This is a genomic window from Hymenobacter piscis (assembly GCF_018760735.1).
In the GTDB taxonomy this organism is placed as follows: domain Bacteria; phylum Bacteroidota; class Bacteroidia; order Cytophagales; family Hymenobacteraceae; genus Hymenobacter; species Hymenobacter piscis.
This window is the reverse complement of record NZ_JAHHZN010000002.1, coordinates 254460-272996: the sequence shown is the minus strand read 5'-3', so window position 1 is coordinate 272996 and position 18537 is coordinate 254460. Positions and strand designations below refer to the sequence as shown.

The 18537-nt window shown below is 63.5% G+C and carries 14 protein-coding genes; 5 read left to right on the top strand and 9 right to left on the bottom strand.

Features of this window, described 5'->3' with window-relative positions:
- Positions 1-54: 54 nt before the first annotated feature.
- Entirely contained in the window at positions 55-1938 is a 1884-nt protein-coding gene (locus KLP40_RS03325) for a cellulase family glycosylhydrolase (protein WP_215592199.1), read from the bottom strand.
- A 127-nt stretch (positions 1939-2065) separates the two neighbouring features.
- Positions 2066-6463, bottom strand: coding sequence for a carbohydrate-binding protein (locus tag KLP40_RS03320; RefSeq protein ID WP_215592198.1), 4398 nt, complete (start codon positions 6461-6463; stop codon positions 2066-2068).
- A gap of 495 nt (positions 6464-6958) precedes the next feature.
- Between KLP40_RS03320 and crtD the strand changes: the two genes are divergently transcribed.
- From crtD to KLP40_RS03305, 3 genes are all read left to right on the top strand, one after another.
- Entirely contained in the window at positions 6959-8452 is a 1494-nt protein-coding gene (gene crtD, locus KLP40_RS03315) for a 1-hydroxycarotenoid 3,4-desaturase CrtD (RefSeq protein WP_215592197.1), read from the top strand.
- Positions 8453-8567: 115 nt separating this feature from the next.
- Entirely contained in the window at positions 8568-9257 is a 690-nt protein-coding gene (locus tag KLP40_RS03310; protein ID WP_215592196.1) for a carotenoid biosynthesis protein, read from the top strand.
- 71 nt (positions 9258-9328) lie between these two features.
- The gene (locus KLP40_RS03305) at positions 9329-9940 is read left to right on the top strand and encodes a TetR/AcrR family transcriptional regulator (RefSeq protein WP_215592194.1); all 612 of its coding nucleotides are present in this window, start codon (positions 9329-9331) and stop codon (positions 9938-9940) included.
- Positions 9941-10169: 229 nt separating this feature from the next.
- Here KLP40_RS03305 and rpiB read toward each other — a convergent pair whose 3' ends face one another.
- The 3 genes from rpiB to KLP40_RS03290 form a co-directional block, all read right to left on the bottom strand.
- Entirely contained in the window at positions 10170-10598 is a 429-nt protein-coding gene (gene rpiB, locus KLP40_RS03300; RefSeq protein WP_215592193.1) for a ribose 5-phosphate isomerase B, read from the bottom strand.
- 155 nt (positions 10599-10753) lie between these two features.
- Positions 10754-11614, bottom strand: a complete 861-nt coding sequence (gene tatC / locus KLP40_RS03295; RefSeq protein WP_317196743.1) for a twin-arginine translocase subunit TatC — start codon at positions 11612-11614, stop codon at positions 10754-10756.
- Between the two features lie 157 nt (positions 11615-11771).
- Complete coding sequence (locus KLP40_RS03290; RefSeq protein ID WP_215592192.1) at positions 11772-13064, bottom strand: serine hydroxymethyltransferase; 1293 nt, start codon at positions 13062-13064, stop codon at positions 11772-11774.
- Between the two features lie 156 nt (positions 13065-13220).
- Here KLP40_RS03290 and KLP40_RS03285 point away from each other — a divergent pair, with 156 nt between their 5' ends.
- Together KLP40_RS03285 and KLP40_RS03280 are read left to right on the top strand one after the other, a co-directional pair.
- Positions 13221-13736: a hypothetical protein gene (locus KLP40_RS03285; protein WP_215592191.1), complete on the top strand. Its 516-nt coding sequence runs from the start codon at positions 13221-13223 to the stop codon at positions 13734-13736.
- Between the two features lie 114 nt (positions 13737-13850).
- On the top strand, positions 13851-14648 hold the full coding sequence (locus tag KLP40_RS03280) for an anti-sigma factor (protein ID WP_215592189.1): 798 nt from the start codon (positions 13851-13853) through the stop codon (positions 14646-14648).
- Positions 14649-14869: 221 nt separating this feature from the next.
- Here the strand turns inward: KLP40_RS03280 and KLP40_RS03275 are convergent, their stop codons facing one another.
- The 4 genes from KLP40_RS03275 to KLP40_RS03260 all read right to left on the bottom strand — a co-directional run bounded on the left by KLP40_RS03275 (position 14870) and on the right by KLP40_RS03260 (position 18482).
- Complete coding sequence (locus KLP40_RS03275; protein WP_215592188.1) at positions 14870-15568, bottom strand: metallophosphoesterase family protein; 699 nt, start codon at positions 15566-15568, stop codon at positions 14870-14872.
- Positions 15569-15674: 106 nt separating this feature from the next.
- Positions 15675-15902, bottom strand: coding sequence for a hypothetical protein (locus tag KLP40_RS03270; protein ID WP_215592187.1), 228 nt, complete (start codon positions 15900-15902; stop codon positions 15675-15677).
- A gap of 104 nt (positions 15903-16006) precedes the next feature.
- The gene (locus KLP40_RS03265) at positions 16007-16504 is read right to left on the bottom strand and encodes a hypothetical protein (RefSeq protein WP_215592186.1); all 498 of its coding nucleotides are present in this window, start codon (positions 16502-16504) and stop codon (positions 16007-16009) included.
- Positions 16505-17099: 595 nt separating this feature from the next.
- Positions 17100-18482 (bottom strand): hypothetical protein, encoded by a 1383-nt coding sequence (locus KLP40_RS03260; protein WP_215592185.1) that lies wholly within the window; start codon positions 18480-18482, stop codon positions 17100-17102.
- Between the last annotated feature and the right edge of the window lie 55 nt (positions 18483-18537).

Genomic DNA, 18537 nt, shown 5'->3' with positions numbered 1-18537 from the left:
TGTCGGAGCCGCAGAAAGGCTTGCGAAATAAGCTTGCGGAGGGCGACGCCGGGTTTAGTTGCGGCCCAGGCCCTTGGGCACTTCGGGGGTAAACCGCAGCCAGCCCAGTTGGCGGACGGGCTGCTCAACCCGCAGAAGCAGCGTGTGCGAGCCCACGGGCAGGGCCGGCACGCTCAGGGCAACGGTAGTCCAGTCGGTGCCGGGCGGGACGATGGCGGTAGCGCACACGTTCCCATCAAATTCCAGGGTCAGGCGGCCGGCTTCGGGACCGGGTTGCAGGTGGAGCTGGGCCGCGTAGGCACCGGGCGTGGTGACGGTGACGGTGTAGTTGAGCCACTCGCCGGCGGCCAGGTTCTGCACGGCAAAGCCGCCGGGCAGGTGCGGAGCCGCCGTAAGGTCTACGCCATCGTTGCGGTAAGCCTCGCCCTGGTTGGTGGGCGTCAGGTCGCGGTAGTCAGTGCGGGCGGCGTAGGTGTCGTGGTAGGAAATGCCGTCGCGGCCCAGGTCATAATCGGGGGCGGCCAGGGTGCCGGGGATGGTGAGCGGGCGGAAGGGGGCCTGGTAGTCGGCCGGTTTGGTGAGGGCCGTGAGCACGTCCTGGTTCACCTGGCAGTTGGCGAAGCGGGCGTTGCGCAGCAGGTCGGCGCGGCCCTGCGGGGTGAGCAGGCTGCCGTAGGGGGCAATCCGCAGCAGGCCCGCGCCGGAATTCACCCGCTTGATGTTCCAGTGGGCCCAGCCGATGTTGGCCGCGTTGAGGCCCTGCACGGCCGTGGCAAACCAGTCGTTGGAGTTTTCGCCCGTTTCGCCCACCCACACCGGCACCTGCCACCGCTGCCGGAAGGCTACCAGGTTGGCTATCATATTGAGCTGGTTGAGGTTGGGGTCAGTAAGCGCCGGGTCGTTCGAGCACCAGTAGCGGTGGCCGTTATACACAAGGTTGGTTTTGTCACTGACCTGGAGCTTATCAGGCGTCAGATTGGTGTACTCGTTGCCGTAGCCGTTGCCCTCCAGCAGCAGCAGGTGGGGGTCCTGCCGGGCCCGGACGGCCGTAATCAGGCGGGAGTAGAGCGCGTTCAGCTCCTGGTTATCCGCCGACAGGCCGTTTTCGGGGTTGAGGCCGTGGGGCTCGTTGATGAAGTCGTAGAGGGCAATGGCGGGCTCCCGGCGGTAGCGGTCGGCCAACTGCTCCCAGAGGCGCACGGTAAGGTCCTGGTAAATCAGGCGACCCTGCTGGTCGCGGCGTTTCCACAGGTCGAGGGGGCGGAAGTTGTCGTTGATGTTCAGGTCGGTGCCCTGGCCGCCGGGGGCCGCGTGCAGGTCCAGCACCACGTACATCTGGTTGGCGGCGCACCACTTCACCACGTCGTCGATGTAGCGGAAGCCGTCGAGCTTTTGCGGCCTGGTGAACAGCTCGTTGGCGTCGTACCACTGGCTGAGCTGCTGCACGTAGGCGTTCAGGGTGGCCTCGTTGTCCGGGTCGCGGATAACGGCCGTGCGGGCCCGGCGCTGCTCCGGCGTCAGAAACAGGTCGTAGTGCAGGGGCAGGCGCACGCAGTTAAATCCCTGGCGGGCCAGAAAGTCGATGTCGGCCCGGGTGATGAACTGCTGGCGGTACTGGCGGTAGAACGCTTCCATCTCCGCTTCGGGCATGGTGCGCAGCAGGCCCTGCTTGATGCGCCACTGACTGTTGAGCGTATCGGTGCCCAGAATGTAGCTTTCCTGGAGCAGCCAGCCGCCCACGTTGTAGCCGCGCAGCACCACCTCGCGGCCGGTGGCATCCACCATCCGGGGGCCCTCGGCGTGGAGCATGCTGAGCTTCTGGGCCCGGGCGGAGCCGGTGGCCAGCAGCAGAACGGCCAGGGCCAGTGTAAGCGAGCTGGGGCGTGCGGATGCCTTTCGGGGGCCTGGAAACGGCCGGATGCGCCTTATCATAGCCATCAGAGTTAGAAGAAAGAAAAAAGCGGGAAAGGGAAAAAAAGGGACGGAGAAACTCCATCCCTTTTCCGGCTTTCTCACTCAGATATCGGTAAGCAGCAGGGCCGTTGGGCCACCGGATCTTAACTGGTTATTCTTTGGTGAATCGTTGAACAGTGGCCGGACCTTGGGCGGCGCGCAGAGTCAGGAAGTACAGGCCCGGCGCCAGGGCCTGCACGTCCACCTCGGTGGTGGGCTGTCCGGCCGTGGTAGTCTGGCGGTGTACCTGGCGGCCCAGGGCATCGGTGATGATGAGCGTGGCCGGGCCAGTAGTAGGAACCATCAGGTGGGTGTGGGCCGGGTTGGGATACAGGCGGGCCGCCGGGGCCGGGGCCGCGGTGGTGGCCAGGGCCGTGCGGCTGGCGGTGCAGGTGGCACCCGCCGTGTAGGTGTGCGGGGTGGCGCTGGAGTTGCGCTCCGGTCCGTTGGGGCCCACGCGGTACGTGAAATAGAACGACAGGGCCGCGCCGGCGGTCTGGGGCTGGGCAAAAGTGAAGTTGCTGCCCGCCGCCGTCATGGTGTAGCCCGCGTAGCCGCCCGAGCCCACCTTCACGTAGATGAGAGCCAGGTTGCTGCCGGCAATGGGCGTGAGCGGATTAAACTGCCAGGTTACGGTGCCGTTGGTAGTCGATACCTGGTAAGAATAGTCGCCGTTGGCCACGGTGCCGGTGCAGGCCGTGCTGCCGGTTCCGCCGCCGGTGGCTGCGGTGCCGTACACTTCCAGTTCGTAGAGCGAGTAGCCGTAGGGCGTGCCGCGCAGGGTGCCCAGAATGCGTACGTAGCGCCCGGTGCCGCTCAGGCCGGTGTGGTCGTTGAGCAGGGTGGTGTTGCCGGTTACCGTTTTGAGGGCAGTCCAGGCCAGGCGGTCGGCCGATACTTCCACGCGGTAGTTCCGGCCGTAAGCGCCTTCCCAGGTCAGCTTCACGCGGTTCACGTTGTAGCTCGCGCCCAAATCCACGTACAGCCATTCAGCGTCGGTGAAGGCGCTGCTCCAGCGGGTGGTGGTGCTGTTGCCATCCACGGCGGCGCTGCCAGGCGTTCCCGCGTTTTCCACCGACGAAACCGTAACCGGCTTGTTCAGGGCCAGGTTGGTGGTAGCGGGGGGCGGCGTGGCGGCGGCAAACGAGAGCCAGTTCACGTTGCAGCCCGTAGAGGCCGAGGCGTACACGCGCAGGCGCTGAGTGCCGGCCGGCAACGTAACGGTGGTGCTGATGGTCTGCCAGGCTTGCCAGCCGCCGGTATTGCCCACGTTCACGGAGCCCAGCACGGTGCCGGCACTGTTGCGCAGTTGCAGGGTGGCATTGCCGGTGGCGCTGGCCACGCGGAAGCCCACGGTGTAGGCGCCGGCCGTGGCTACCTGGGCATCGAAGTCAAACCAATCCCCGGTTTCAAACCAGTCCACGTTCAGTCCCCCGCCCGCATCAGTGGTAGGCTCCGTCTGAATGCCCTGCATGGCCACGTAGCTTTCGGCCTGGATGGTGCCCGGAATGGCCTGGGCGGTAGGCGCGGCCGAAACCGTGACGTTCACGGAGGCCGAGGTAGTGACGGCTCCGGCGTTATCGGTAGCCCGGGCGGTGAGGCTGTAAGTGCCCGCTGCCACGCCGGTCCAGCTGAAGGCGTAGGGGCTGCTGGTATCGGTGTTGAGCAGGGTGGTGCCGTTGTAGAACTCCACTTTGCTGATGGTGCCATCCGCATCGGCAGCGTTGGCCGTCAGGCTCAGCGTGGCCGGGGCCGTGAAGCTGGAGTTATTGGCGGGCGAAGTCAGGCTGACGGTAGGCGCCACGTTGGCCGGGGCCGCGTTGCCGGTGAGGCTGCGCAGGTTATCGAGGTAGAAAACGGCCCCGCTGGTCGAATTCGGGCCGAAGAGCAGCACCACGTTATCCACGTCGGCATCGGAGGTGCCAGGATCGGGCGAGCCGGTGTAGCTGAAGGTGAGCGTATGCCAGGCGTTGGTTTGCTTTACTACGGCCTGGTACACGCTGTGCCGGCCGGTGGGGTAGTTGCCGGAGTTGGAAACCGCGCTGCTTTCCAGCTGCCACGATACAATGGTGCCCACCGGGGCCGAGGTGTATACGTCCAGAGCAAACCGCTTCTGGCCGGCCACGTAGGCGCTGCCGTCCTTCACCTGGGTGGTCGTCAGCATCAGCGCATCGTACTGGGCGGTGGCGTTGCGGGTGTAGCGGGCCACGTTGGCCGAGGAGTTGCTGCCCGAAGCCGCGGGGTTGGCGCTGGGGGCCACGTAAGTGCCATCGGCCTTGCGGAAGGGCAGGTTCCGCACGTTATCGTAGTTCTCGAAGGTGGTGCCGGCCACGTAGGTCGGAGTGGCCTTCTTCGCTACCCGGATGTTGTCGAGGTAGTAGGTGTCGCCGGAAGCCACGCCGCTGTTGAACAGGAAGGCCAGCTGATCGATGGCCACGTTGGCCGTCCCGCCGTCGGGAGCATTATTGAAGGCGAAAGTGAGGGTTTCCCACTGGTTCTGCCGGGTAGTGGCGGCCAGATACGTGCTGTTGCGGCCGGCCGGGAACGAGCCCTGGGGGGAAGCCAACGCCTTGTTTTGCAGGGTCAGGTTGATGGGCGTGCCCACCGGGGCCGTTGAGTACACATCCACCTGAAACTGGTAGGTCTGGTTCTTGAACAGGGCCGCGTCCTCTACCACGGTACCAGCCGGAGCGGCATCGAAAAACAGCACGTCGTACTGCTCCGAGGCGTTGCGCACGTACCGGGCCACGGTAGTGGAGGTGTTGGGCGCCACTTTGCTGGGATTGGCCAGCACCGAATACGCCCCGTTGGTCCCGGCCGCATCGAAGCTCAGGCGGGCCGTGCCGTCGTAGTTGAGCAGCACATCGGTAGCCACCACGGGCGCTTCGGGCTGTTTCTTGATGAGCAGGTTATCAAAATAGAACGTGGCCCCGGAGTTGGTGGCCGGCTGCATCAGGAAGGATACGTTGTTGATGGAGTAGATGCTGGTACCCGCGTCGAGGCCCTTCTCAAACTCAAATTCCAGCGTTTCCCAGGCATTCTGGCGGGTGGTGTAAGCGCGGTAGGCGCTGTGCCGGCCCGAGGGAAAGTTGATGGCCGTGGTCACGTTGCTGTTCTCAAACTGCATCGTGATTTTACTGCCCACCGGGGCCGTCGAATACACATCCACGAATACCCGGCGGCGGCCGTACACGAAGTCGTTGGCGTTGCTGATGCCCAGGTTGCGCACGTTCAGCACGTCATACTGCTCCGAGGCGTTACGCACGTACCGGCCCACCCGGGCGGAGGTATTGATGACGGCCGAGGGGTTGGCCACGGCCTGGGTGAGCACGCCGGTAGTGGCCCCGTAGGTGAGCACGCGGTTGCTCTCAAAATCCTCGTACACCCGGTCCAGCTGCAGGGCGGGCGTTACGCTCAGGGCCTTGGTGTAAGTGGCCGTGGGGCAGCCGCTCACGGCCACGCTGGCCGTTACGTTGCCGCTCACCGCGCCGCTGCCAAAATTCACCAGCACGGCGTTGGTGCCCTGGCCGCCCACGATGGTAGCGCCCGCGGGCACCGACCACGAGTAGGTGCCGCCGGTGATGGCGTTGAGGCGAAACGTTTTGTTCTGGTCGCCCTGGTGGACTTCGTTCGGACCGGCTACGGCGTAGTTGTAGGTGCCCTGGTAAACCCGCACGTAATCTACCTGGGTGGTAGTGGGGTAGTCGGAGGGGGTGGGGTTCTGGTAGCCGGTGAAGCCGGTGCCGGGCCCGCCCACGGCCGAGTTCAGGATGAGGTAGAAATTGCCGTCGTTGAAGGGCCAGGAGCCGCCCGTGGTCGTTTTGGGCGAGGCCGTGTGGAAGAGCGTGTTGTCCACGAACCACTTGATCTGGTCGGGGCTCCACTCCACGGCGTAGACGTGGAAATCCTGGGATAAATCGACGGTGGAGCCATATTCGCGGCCCGTGAAGTGCCAGCCGCCGGCGTCGTAGTGAATGGTGCCGGCCGTGGATTTGGGGTTTTTGTGCTTGGCCTCCATAATGTCAATCTCGCCCGTGTAGGGCCAGTTGCCGGGGTCGGCCAGCATCCAGAACGCGGGCCACACGCCCTGGGCCGAAGGCAGCTTCATGCGGGCCTCAATGCGGCCGTACCGGAACGTTTGCAGCGCGCCGGTAGCGGGTATTTTCGACTGAAGCTTAGCGGAAGTGTAGTTGTAGGTGCGCCCGCCTTCCACGGAATTCTCGAAGCGCGTGGTAATGTTGAGGTAGCCGCCCGTGACGGTGGCGTTGCCGGGGCGGTAGACTTGTAGCTCGGCGTTGCCGAAGTTGCAAAGGCCTTCTGCGCAGCCGTCGCCATTGTACACCTGCCACTTATCGAAGTTGCCGGGGGTGTTGAACTCATCGGCCCAGACGAGCTGGTTGCACTGGGCCTGCGCCGGAGCGGGCTGGAGGAGCCAGCCCATACCGGCCGCCAGGGCCAGCCGGGCCCAGCCCCCGAGCCGACGGCCCGGGATTGGTACGGTTGTTTTCATGGTTGTGGGGGAATTGGGTAGGAAGCGTAAGCACCAACCACGGCCTGGGGAGCCGGGGTGGGGTAAAAGAAACGCCAAGGGAGCAGGAGGGCCGCCAACCGGAGCAACACGCCGGAAGAAAGCTGCGGAACCGCCCGGAAAACAGCGGGCTGGTTACCAAATATATCAGACGCGGCGAGTTAAAATCAAATGGCAAAACGCTGATTCTGTTTCGGAAACAAGGATTTTTCAGGCCGGCGCCCTGCCGCTATACGCTTAGCACACACGCGAAAAACGCTCTTGCCAACCGCACTTGCCTTGCTTGCCCCGGCCGGCTCCGGCTAAAAAACAATCTAAAAAATGGGGGCGGCGGCGCAATTATTTTGTGGTGGGCCCCGGCCGGCCCGGCGGCGGAAACATTTCCGGGGGGGCAGTTGTGTAAAACCGCGCCGCCGCCCGTTCTTCGCGGTGGCCGACCGGGCTGGCCGGTTACTTTTGTCTTTGTTTCTTTTTTACGTGTCCCAACCTTTCGCTTCGCCCGCTGCTTCCTCCACTACGGCCATCATCGGGGCCGGTATCGGGGGCATTGCCACGGCCGTGCGCCTGGCCGTGGCCGGGCACCGGGTGACGGTATTCGAGGCCCAGGAAAGCTTCGGCGGGAAAATGCACCAGCTGGAGCTGCCCGGCGGCTACCGCTTCGACGGCGGCCCCTCGCTCTTCACCCTGCCCCATCTCGTCGATGACCTGTTCCGGCTGGCCGGCCGCGAGCCCCGGGACTACTTCCGCTACCAGCGCCTCGACCCCATTACCGAGTACTTCTTCGCCGACGGCACCCGCCTCACGGCCTGGGCCGACGAGGAGAAATTTGCCCGCGAAGTGGAAGCCAAGCTGGGCACCCCGGCCGCCGACGTGCGGGCCTTCCTGGCCCGCAGCGGCCGGGCCTACGACGCCACGGCGGGCACCTTCCTGCACAAATCCCTGCACAAGGCCGGCACTTACCTCAGCCCCGAAGTGCTCAAGGCCCTGGCCGCCCTGCCCCAGCTGGGCCTCACCAGCACCATGCACCAGCGCCACCAGGCCGCCTTCCCCGACCCGCGCCTGGTGCAGCTCTTCGACCGCTTCGCCACCTACAATGGCTCCGACCCCTACCAGGCCCCGGCTACGCTGAGCATGATTCCGCACCTCGAGCACGGCATCGGGGCGTTTTACCCCGAGGGCGGCATCTACGCCATTGCCCAAAGCCTCGTGCGGCTGGCCGAAGAGCTGGGCGTAGAATTCCGTTACCAGGAGCCGGTGCGCGAAATCCGGATCAGCGGAAGCCGCGTGACTGGTCTGCGCACCGACCAGGGAAGCTACGAGTTCGAGTGGGTGGTCAGCAACATGGATGTGGTGCCCACCTACCGCCACCTGCTGCCCGCCCAGCCGGCCCCCGAGCGCACCCTGGCCCAGCCCCGCTCGTCTTCGGCCCTGATTTTCTACTGGGGCATCGGGCGGCGTTTTCCTGAGCTGGGCGTGCACAATATTTTCTTCTCCCAGGATTATAAGCGCGAGTTCGAGGCCATCTTCCGGGAGCAGACGGTGGCCGCCGACCCCACGGTGTACGTCAACATCACCAGCGGCCACACCCCCACCGATGCCCCGCCGGGCCACGAAAACTGGTTTGTGATGGTGAACGTGCCCCACGACCAGGGCCAGGACTGGCCGGCGCTGGTGGCGCGCACCCGCGCCGCCGTACTGGCCCGCCTCAGCCGGGCCCTGGGCACCGAGGTGGCGCCCCTCATCCGGGCCGAGCACGTGTGGGACCCGCCGGGCATTGCCGCCCGAACCTCCTCGTTCGGGGGCGCGTTGTACGGGAGCTCCAGCAATAACGCGCTGGCGGCCTTTTTGCGGCACCCCAATTTTTCGGGGCGGCTAAAAGGGCTGTACTTTTGCGGCGGCTCGGTGCATCCCGGCGGCGGCATTCCGCTTTGCCTGCTCTCGGCCCAAATCGTTTCTGACTTAATCAGTTAAAAATTGAAAGTGAAAAATTAAAAATCACCGGGCAGTACTTGCTGCAGCATTGAGCGAGGAACGCATGCCTGCCAGTCGTTTTTAATTTTTCACTTTTAATTTTTAATTCTCCTCTATGCCCGACCCCACGCCACCACTGCCCGCCACTACCACGGCTGATTTCCGCGCCGCCACCCAACAGCGGCGGCTGCGCTGGGCCCAGGGCGTGCTGCTGCTGTTCCACGTGACGGGCTTTGTAGGACTGGGCTTTTCCAAGGAACCCGAGTTCTTTCTGCGCTTCATGCCGCTGACCATGCTGCTCACGCTGGGGTTGCTGCTGGCCTTTCAGCCGCGGCGCACGGCCTCCTTCTGGAGCTTCTGCGTGGTGACGATGCTGGCGGGTTTTTTTGTCGAAGTAGTGGGCATCCGCACCAACCTGCTGTTCGGGCAGTACGAGTACGGTCCGGCTCTGGGCATCAAATGGTTAGGGGTGCCGCTGCTGATCGGTGTTAACTGGTTTATCGTGACCTATACGGCTGGTATTCTGGCCCGCTACCTGCCCCTGCCCGATTTCGTGCGGGCCCTGCTGGCGGCCCTGCTCATGGTTGGGCTTGATATTTGTATCGAGCCCGTGGCCGTCCGCTACGGCTTCTGGCGCTGGCAGTACGATGTGATACCGCTGCTGAATTTCAAGGGATGGTTGGCCGTCAGCCTCATTTTGCAGGTGTACTTCAACCGGGTCGAGTTCAGCAAGCGTAACCCCTTGGTTCCCTTCGTATACCTGGTGCAGTTGCTGTTTTTTTTCGGGCTGGGTATGTTGCTCTGAGCGCGTGCGGCGTTCGAGCGGCGTAGGCAGCCGGCGGGGGAGGAAGCAAATCATATTCTTAGCCCGTTCTTATGCAGGAAACGATACTCCATCAACTTCTCGACCGCGCCAACGCCTTATTCCGCCAGGTGGGCGTCGGGCTGATTCATGAGGAGCAGCTGGCGGCCGCCCTGGATTGCTCGCCGGCCGCTTTCCGGGAGCAGTTCGGCTCCAAGGCCGAGCTGCTGCACACCGTTACGCAACGCAACCTGCTGCGCCAGCGCCAGGAACACACCGAGCTGTTTGCGAACCTGGCCACGCCCGCCGAGTGTCTGGTGGGCCTGTTGCGCCACAGCCTGCACGAGCTGCGCACGGCTCCCCACCACGATTACCATGTGATGCGCGAGCGGTATCCCGATTCTTGGAACCTGGTTCAGGACCACCTGCACCACTACTCGCGCCCGCAGCTCACGCGCCTGCTGGCCGATGGCATCCAGCAGGGCCAGTTCCGGGCCGACCTCAACCCGGCCTTTATCGCCCACATCATCCTGGCCCAGTTTGGCCTGGTACTCAACGAGCAGCTTTTCCCGCCCGACGAAATCAGCCAGGCCGATACCTACCGCAATATCTTCGCCCCTTACGTGCGGGGCCTCTGCACCATCGCCGGGCTGCGCCTGGTAGCCGCCCACTTCGACCGGCTGTAGCGGCGGCGGCGAGCGAATGAGTGATTCGGTAAATGAGTGAATCGTTCGATGATGGTGAGGACGCATAGGGCCGCAATCCGTCCTGCTCGTGGTTCAAAGCCTGGAGTAAGCAGAGAGCCCCTGACGTCAGCGCGCCAGGGGCTCTTTAAAATTTGAGAATGGGAAGAAGGAGTTGCCTCGGCTACTTGTCGCCCCAACGGCACTCATTCCCTACTTCACGCATTCACCGCTAGCAGCTGATTTTGTCCACCCGGGTTTGGTGACGGCCGCCCTCGAAGGCGGTGTTCAGGAACTGGCTGGCAATGGCGCGGGCGGTTTCCTCGCTCACGAACCGGGCCGGAATGCAGATGACGTTGGCGTTGTTGTGCTGGCGGGCCAGGGCGGCCAGTTCCGGCTCCCAGGCAATGGCCGCCCGGATGCCCTGGTGCTTGTTGGCCGTAATGCAGACCCCGTTGGCCGAGCCGCACAGCAGCAGCCCGAGCGCAAACTCGCCCTTTTCCACGGCCGAAGCCAGCGGATGCACATAGTCGGGGTAGTCCACCGAATCGGGCGAGTGGGTGCCGAAGTCCTGGACCTCGTAGCCGTTGTCGCGCAGCCATTCCAGCAGCATCTGCTTGTACTCGAAGCCCGCGTGGTCGGAGCCGATAGCCAGTTTCATCTTCGTAAGGTGAAAAATGTGAGATAAATGTGGTCAGAATGTGGAGAATGTGGTCAGAATGCGGAGAATGAACTGAGTGCGATGTTTCACTTCACAGGTTCTTTTCATTCCCCACATTTCAACCACATTTCGTTCACATTCTCCCCATTAAAAAGCTACTCCGCCACGCCGTTGTTTTCGGCGAGCTGGGCGTTGAGCGAGGCCGTGCGGTTGCGGGCCACCACCTGGGCAATGTTGATGCTCAGCTCGTAGAGCAGGATGATGGGAATGGTCACGATAATCTGCGACGTGACTTCGGGGGGCGTGATGATGGCCGCAATGATGAGCACCACCACAATGGCGTGCTTGCGGTACACGCGCATGATTTCGGGCGTAATCAGGCCGGCCTTGGCCAGGAAGAACACAATCATGGGCAGCTCGAACACGAAGGCGCACGACAGGCTCATGGTCGTGAGCGTGCTCAGGTAGCTCTGCATGTCAATCTGGTTCTCGATGGTGGGGTCCACCACGTAGCCGGCCAGGAACTGAATGCTCATGGGCGCGGCAATGTAGTAGCCGAAGAGCAAACCCAGAATAAAGAGCACCGACACGAAAAATACTGCCCCGCGCGAGTTCTGCCGCTCGTGCGGATACAGGCCGGGCTCAATGAAGCGCCACAGCTCCCAGAACAGGTAGGGAAAGCCCAGCACAATGCCCACGATAAACGAGGTGCTGATGTGCATGGTCAGCTGCCCGCTCATTTCGCGGTTCTGAATCACGAAGCCAATCTTATCAATGCACAGGCCCGGGGCGTTCAGGAAGGCGGCCAGCTGGCACGACATGCGGTAGGTCCAGAAGTCGGGCCGCGAGGGGCCCAGCATCAGGTCGTGGAACAGAAAGTCCTTGGCAAAAAAGGCGCCGGTGGCAAAGACCACCACGGCAATGGCCGCCCGGATAACGTGCCAGCGCAGCGCCTCCAGATGGTCGATAAACGACATTTCCTGCTGGTCGCCCAGCGCGGGTTGAGTAGAAGCCACTTACTAAATGAGTGAGTCGGTGAATGAGTGAATGAGTGCGGCGGTGAACCAGCAGGCCAGTGAATAGTGAGGACAAACGAAATTAGGGGCCGATAGGATGTGCAGCGGGCTGATTCATCCTGGCCCCGCTCACTCATTCACCGAGTCACTCATTCGCCTAGGCGAAGAGCGGGTACTGCTGCATCCACTCGTTGATTTCGCCGCGCACCCGGGCAATGCGGGTATCGTCGGCGTTGTGGGTCAGCACCTCGTCGATGAACTCCACGATGCGCACCATGTCGGGCTCCTTGAGGCCGCGCGTGGTCACGGCGGCCGAGCCGATGCGCATGCCCGAGGTCACGAAGGGCGACTTGTCATCGAAGGGCACCATGTTCTTGTTGATGGTGATATCGGCCTTGATGAGGGTATTTTCGGCCAGCTTGCCCGTCAGGCCCTTGCTGCGCAGGTCAATCAGCATCAGGTGGTTGTCGGTGCCGCCTGAAATCAGCTCGTAGCCGCGCTCCACCAGGGCCCCGGCCAGGGCCTGGGCGTTGCGCACTACCTGCTGGGTGTAGTCGGCGTAGGCGTCGCTCAGGGCTTCGCCGAAGGCCACGGCCTTTGCCCCGATCACGTGCTCGAGGGGGCCGCCCTGGGTGCCGGGAAACACGCCCGAGTCGAGCAGGCTGCTCATCAGGCGGGTTTCGCCCTTGGGCGTTTTCAGCCCGAAGGGATTCTCGAAGTCCTTGCCCATCATAATCAGGCCGCCCCGGGGGCCGCGCAGGGTTTTGTGGGTGGTGGTGGTGACGATGTGGCAGTGGTGGAACGGGTTGTTGAGCAGCCCTTTGGCAATCAGGCCCGAGGGGTGCGAGATGTCGGCCAGCAGCAGGGCGCCCACCTCGTCGGCGGCTTCGCGCAGGGCCTGGTAGTCCCAGTCGCGGGAGTAGGCCGAAGCCCCGCAGATGATGAGCTTGGGCTGCTCGCGGCGGGCGGTTTCCTTTACTTTCTGCCAGTCGATGAGGCCGGTTTCCTTTTCCACGCCATAAAACGAGGGCTGGTAGAGCTTGCCCGAGAAGTTCACGGGCGAGCCGTGGGTGAGGTGGCCGCCGTGGCTCAGGTCGAAGCCCAGAATTTTGTCGCCGGGGTTGAGAATGGCCAGCATCACGGCCGCGTTGGCCTGGGCGCCGGAGTGCGGCTGCACGTTCACCCACTCCACTCCAAACAGCTCCTTGGCCCGGTCGATGGCCAGCTGCTCAATCTGGTCCACGATTTCGCAGCCGCCGTAGTAGCGCTTGCCGGGCAGGCCCTCGGCGTACTTGTTGGTCAGGATGGAGCCCTGGGCCCGCATCACCTGCTCCGAGACGTAGTTCTCGGAGGCAATGAGTTCAATACCGTGAGTCTGCCGCGCTTTCTCCTTCTCAATCAGATCGAAGATGGCGGTATCGGGGGCGAGGGTAGTGGCTTGGGTTTCCATGAGTTCAAAGGTAGCGGATCGGCGGTGAAATGGTGAGGTGGTGAAATGGTGAGCTTCACGTTCAATGGTCCTCATTGCGCCACTTGCTTCTTCCAGTTCGCTGAACGTCAAACGCACCATTTCACCACCTCACCATTTCACCTTATCTTGCCCGGTATGAACACACCCCAGCAGCTTGCCGAAGTCCTGACCAGCCTCCGGGTGGGCAATCAGTCTTTTCTGATTACGTTTTACGAGCAGAACCGCGGGCTTTTTGCGCGCTGGGCCCGCCGCCAGCACCAGCTGGAGCCGCCGGCGGCCCACGAGCTGCTGCGCTCCGTGCTGGTGGAATTCTACGACCAGGTGGCCGATGGTCGCCTGACCAAGCTGCCCCCCGATGTGCGGGCCTACGTGTACGGTATGGCCGATGAGCAGACCCGTGCCGCCCGTACCACGGCCGTGCTGCCCCAGGCCGAGGCCGGCCGCCGCCAGCGCCTGCTGGGCCTGTTCCGGGAACTCAGCCTCGACTGCCAGAAAATGCTCATGTACTTCTACTTCCGGGGCTATAACTTCGAGAAGATGGCCGGCAAAATGGGCTTTGCCAACGCCAACGTGGCCCGGATGCAGAAATCGGCCTGCCTGCGCAAGCTTTACGAGCTGCAGTTGCGCGCCGCTGCCCCGCCCACGCAGTAGCGCCTGTGCCGGCTTCTGCGTAGCTTAGCCCCGGATCCGTCTGTCTCCCCGATTTTCCTGCGCCGGCGCGGCCTTTTTTGCCCGTTGGCCGCCCGCCGCTTCTTACCCGTACCCATGACCCCGCCCCTCGCCGATATACGTCCTTACCTGGAAGAGCTGGAGCGCTTCGCCGACGGTCAGCTGACCACTGCGGAGCAGGAAGCGTTTGAGGCCCGACTGGAGCAGGACGCGGAACTGTATCAGGCCTACCAGGCCTACGAGCAGCTGGCGGCCGACCTGCGGTGGGTGGCCGGCCACGAAACCCTCTACCAGCGCCTGCTGGCCCTGGATCTGCGCCTCGACCAGCGTCAGGCGGCCCTTAACCGCATCCGGCGGCGGGTGCAGCGGGTGCAGCGGCAATGGGCACTGGCAGCCATCGGGAGCGTGGTCTTGTTACTAGTGGCCTGGGCGCTCTGGCCTTCTACGCCCACAATTGAAGCCACCTGGCCGCGCTACTACGTGCCCGAGGCCGGCCTTACCGATGCGGTAGTGCGCGAAAACCAGCGTCCCCTGCTGGCCGAAGCCATGCGCCAATACCGCGCCGGCCACTACACGCCCGCGCTCTACGCGCTGCGCCGCATCCCGTCCAATACCATTGGGCAGGATACGCTCACCTACTACAACGGTATTTTTCTGCTGAGTCAGCCGGAGCCCAAGCAGCAACTGGCCGCCCAGCCGTTTCTGCGACGGGTGGCCATGCAGTCGGGCTCGGCGCTGGCCGGCCGGGCGCGCTACCACCTGGGCATGGCCTACTGGCGCAACCAGCAGCTGACGGCTGCCCGCAACACCCTGCGCGCCGTGGCCAACGATGCCCGCAACCCCTACCAGGACGCCGCCCGCCAGGTTCTGCGCTCCGGCGTCATCAAGGACTGACGGATAAATGAGTGAATGAGTGAGCCGAGCGGTCATGGCGAGGCCGGAGGCCGAAGCAATCCGTCCTTCACGCGGTGCAAAGCCCGGAGTAAACCCCAAGCCCCTGACGTGCGCACGTCAGGGGCTTGGGCATAGGTCGTAATTGGAGAGAGGGTGAAGAACGGATTGCTTCGCTTCGCGCGCAATGACCGCCCGGCTCACGCATTCCCCACTTCACGCATTCACCGCTTGGCAATCGGGTACTCGGGCTCGATGTTGGGCTGCAGGATGAGTTCCTGGGTATCGAGGTTGAGGGCGGCCAGGTGGCGCAACTCCGGGTTGTGACGGTACACGCAGCCGGTATCGAGGCCGAGGGAGCCGGCCCGGGCCGCCACGCGGCGCTGCACTTCGGCCCCGGGCGTAGGCACGTGGCCGTGCACCAGGCGGCGGCCCTGGAGGCGGCTGGCATCGAAGGTGAACTCCTTGATGTTGAGCATGGTGTTCCAGTCGCGGCGCATGGCGGCGGGTGGGAGCCGGAAGTCGAAACCGGCGTGCACCAGGGTCCAGCCGGGCACGTCGAGCTGGTGGGGCAGCTCGTGCAGCCACTGCTGGTAAACTGCCGGAATATCCTCGGGCCGGGTCACGCCGAAGCTGCGCAGCGTCAGCTGGCGGTCGGCCTCCGAGGCCCAGGTCCGGTCGTGGTGGCCCTGGGCGGCGTCGAGCAGCTCCTGGTCGTGGTTGCCGCGCAGACACACCACGCGGTAGCCCTGTTTGGGTAGCTGCATCAGGTAATCGAGCACGCCCCGGCTATCAGGACCCTTGTGTACGTAGTCGCCCAGCAGGTAGAGCTCATCCGCGGCGGTGAGCCGGAGCCGGTGCTCGATCAGGTGGCGCAGGGAGTGCAGGCAGCCGTGGATATCGGTGGTGACGTAGCGGGCCATAGGCGGGAGAAAAACGGGGTAGACTGAACCGGACCGGAAGGCCCGGACGCAGCACGAGCACCCACCGGAGTGCGTGCTCGTGCTGTTGCTGAATCCGAGGCCAGGCCTAGCTGTAAGGCGGCTTGTCGATGTCGGGCTTATCGTAGTTGCGGTTGGGGTTGTTGACCAGGTGAGGCGGAATCTCGTCGAGGCCGTCTTCGGTGTATTCGTCGGCCAGCTGCTGCTGGTTGTCGTCGGCTGCCAGCGGCTGGCTGTTGGGGTCCGACTGGCGCTGACCGGTACCGGCCGGGTCGCCGTGGTTTTCCTTCGAGGATTGGGTGCTGTTATCAGACATAAGTAGGGGGATTTGTGGCTGATTGGTGGATGGCCAGCTGTTCTTTCAAACGGAAAATTTTTCGGCCGGAAAGAACGGGCCACCACCACCAGCGGGTGAGAAAATTACTGCACGATGGCCGTATCGGTGGCATCGGGGTCGGTGAGGTCGGCGTTGGTGCCCTGGCGGGCCAACTCGTCATTGGAAGGCGGGTTGGCTTCCATCTGGCCCATGCCTACCCGGGAGTCGGGGTCTTCCATCTCGTCGCGGCCGGCGCGGGCGTCGTCGGCGTCCAGTTCATCCACCGGGCGGCGGGGCTGCTGGGTCAGGTCGCGGTCGGGCAAATCTTGGTTGGGGCGGTTGGGGCGGCCTTCGTCGCTGGTGCGCATGTTATCGTCGGGCGGGGCCACCTTGTCTTCGTTCTGGTTCATCGACACGGCCGTGACGCCGTTGCTGCTGTCGGTGCCGAAGCCCTGCTTGCCGTCGCGGTTGCCGAAGCCGCCGCGGGCGTCCTCATTCTTGGGCGGATCGGCACCGGGTACGATGTGGCCGGCGGCCAGCTCCTGGTCGGTGGTATCGTCGTTGATGACGCGCACGGGGCGGTCGTTGGGGTCAATGGCCATAGGAAGTCAGGTGTTGAGGTGGGTAGTAGGTCGTTTGCTAAAGTTGTACTCCCGTTTGGGGATTTGGGTTTAGCTTCGGGCGGCTGCTCGACCCGCCGGCCCTCGTATTGCGCAACGCCCGCAGTAAGAAGCCAGACACTGTATTATGCACAACGCCCCCGTCGGTTGCGCCCGCTGCCGCCCGGAACTCCGGGAATCCTTTCCGGCCTATTGGGACTTCGACGCGTGGCAACCTGGCTTCCTGCAGAAAGCCTTTCGGCCAGTAAACCAGACCCCATCTGCACCCGAAATTCCGGCGGCGCACTCGCCCTGCTACTGCGCCTGCCCCGCCTGCGGAGAAGTATGGGTATTATCAAGCCCGGACAATGCCTGGCGCGGCTACTTTCTGCCCGCGGCAGCGGCGGCGGTGCGACATAGCCGGAGCGAAAGGCGGCTCCGGCGCTGGGGGTGGCTGGGGTGGCTGGTAGTTATCGGACTCGGACTGGTGGCCCGGTGCGGGGGCGTTAGCGCAACGACCGGCAGAAAAAACGTCGGGCTGGAATACCGACTTAAAGTCGGTATTCCAGCCCGATACCCACGCGGAGCACCGCGCCGCTTAGTGATAAAAAGGTTTTTCCTCCTGCGTAATGCGCCAGAGGTACATGGCCCGGGCGGCATCCCCCGAAACATTGGGGTCGGTGATGGGCCCCCAGTTCAAAACGGGGCAGTCGGATTCCAGGTGCACGACGGCCTCTTTGGAGCGGGCGATGGTGCGTAGGGCGTCCCGCTCGCAGTTATCCTGCCGCAGGTCGGATACGTCGGCGAAGGAGTAGAGCGCCACAATGGCCACCAGGGCCGGGATATAGAGGCGGTTGAAGCGGGGTGGGCCGTGGCGCAGCAAATACACGGTGCTGCTACCGTACAGGTACATCAGCGCCAGCGTAATGGGAATGAGCGTGTCGCGGCGTACAATATTAGGCCGGTAGTTGCGGTAGCCGCCCAGGGGCAGTAACACGATATAAATGATTCCCAGCAAAAAAAACCACTGGGCAATGCGCAGCAGACGGGCCGATGCTGGCGTGGGAGCACTGGCTTTCAGCAGCAGCAGGTTAACCAGCACCGCAGCCAGCAGCACCGGAAAGCCTATTTGGCTGGTAAACTCCAGCGGGATACCGTTCCAGAGCTTTTCGTACATCTCCCAAACCGTAAAATCGTGGTTGTTCTCGCTATTGAAGGTGCCGATGTAAAGCGAGTAGAGGCAGCAGATGATAAAAAAGCTCAGTTGCAATATCACCCCGCGAAGGGGGCCGCGCAGCAACTGCGCGGGCAGGCGAACCAGGGTGCCGAGCTGACCGCCCGCCCGCATCTGTTGCCGCTGCGTCGCTGCCGTATACAGCAACAGCGCTGCGCTAATCAGCACGCCTTCTGCCGGAATAAGGGGGCCGCTAAGTGCCAGCACCACGGCCAGCACTGGCAGCGCAACCTGCCAGCCCCACCCGAGGGCGGTGTCGGGCCGCACAAACAGCGCCCGATGCAAGGGCAGATAATAGAACAGCAGCAGCACCTGCGGCAACGCGTAAAAAAAGCAATACGTGATGGAGTAATCGATAACTGCCATCTGGAACATGTAGCCCGCCGTCTGGAAGAAGGGCGTAACCAGCAGGGCCGCCAGCAGGAAAGTCGGCGCGTTGAGGCGGCTGGTTCGGCTGATGTAGTAAGCCAGAAGTATGATGAGCCCGCCCTGCATCAGGGTTTTAGCCACGGCCGAAGCCATGTAGGTACTGTAAACCGGATCGACGAAGTGCTGCAAAAACAGCGGCATGTTGCGCATGTATGCAAACAGGGCACCGTGGGCAAAAAACCGGTTGGGTCCGTTGTAGTGCAGGCCGTCGAGCAGGGCCGAAAGCCCGAACGGGTCGTCGAGAACATACGGCGTAACGGTACGGCGCACAATGTGGGCCACCACGTCGCCGTCATGCATGGCGTTCAGGTGCTCCACGTACGAGTATGTTAGATCGATCAGCAGTGGGATAAGCAGGAGCCAATGCGCATGC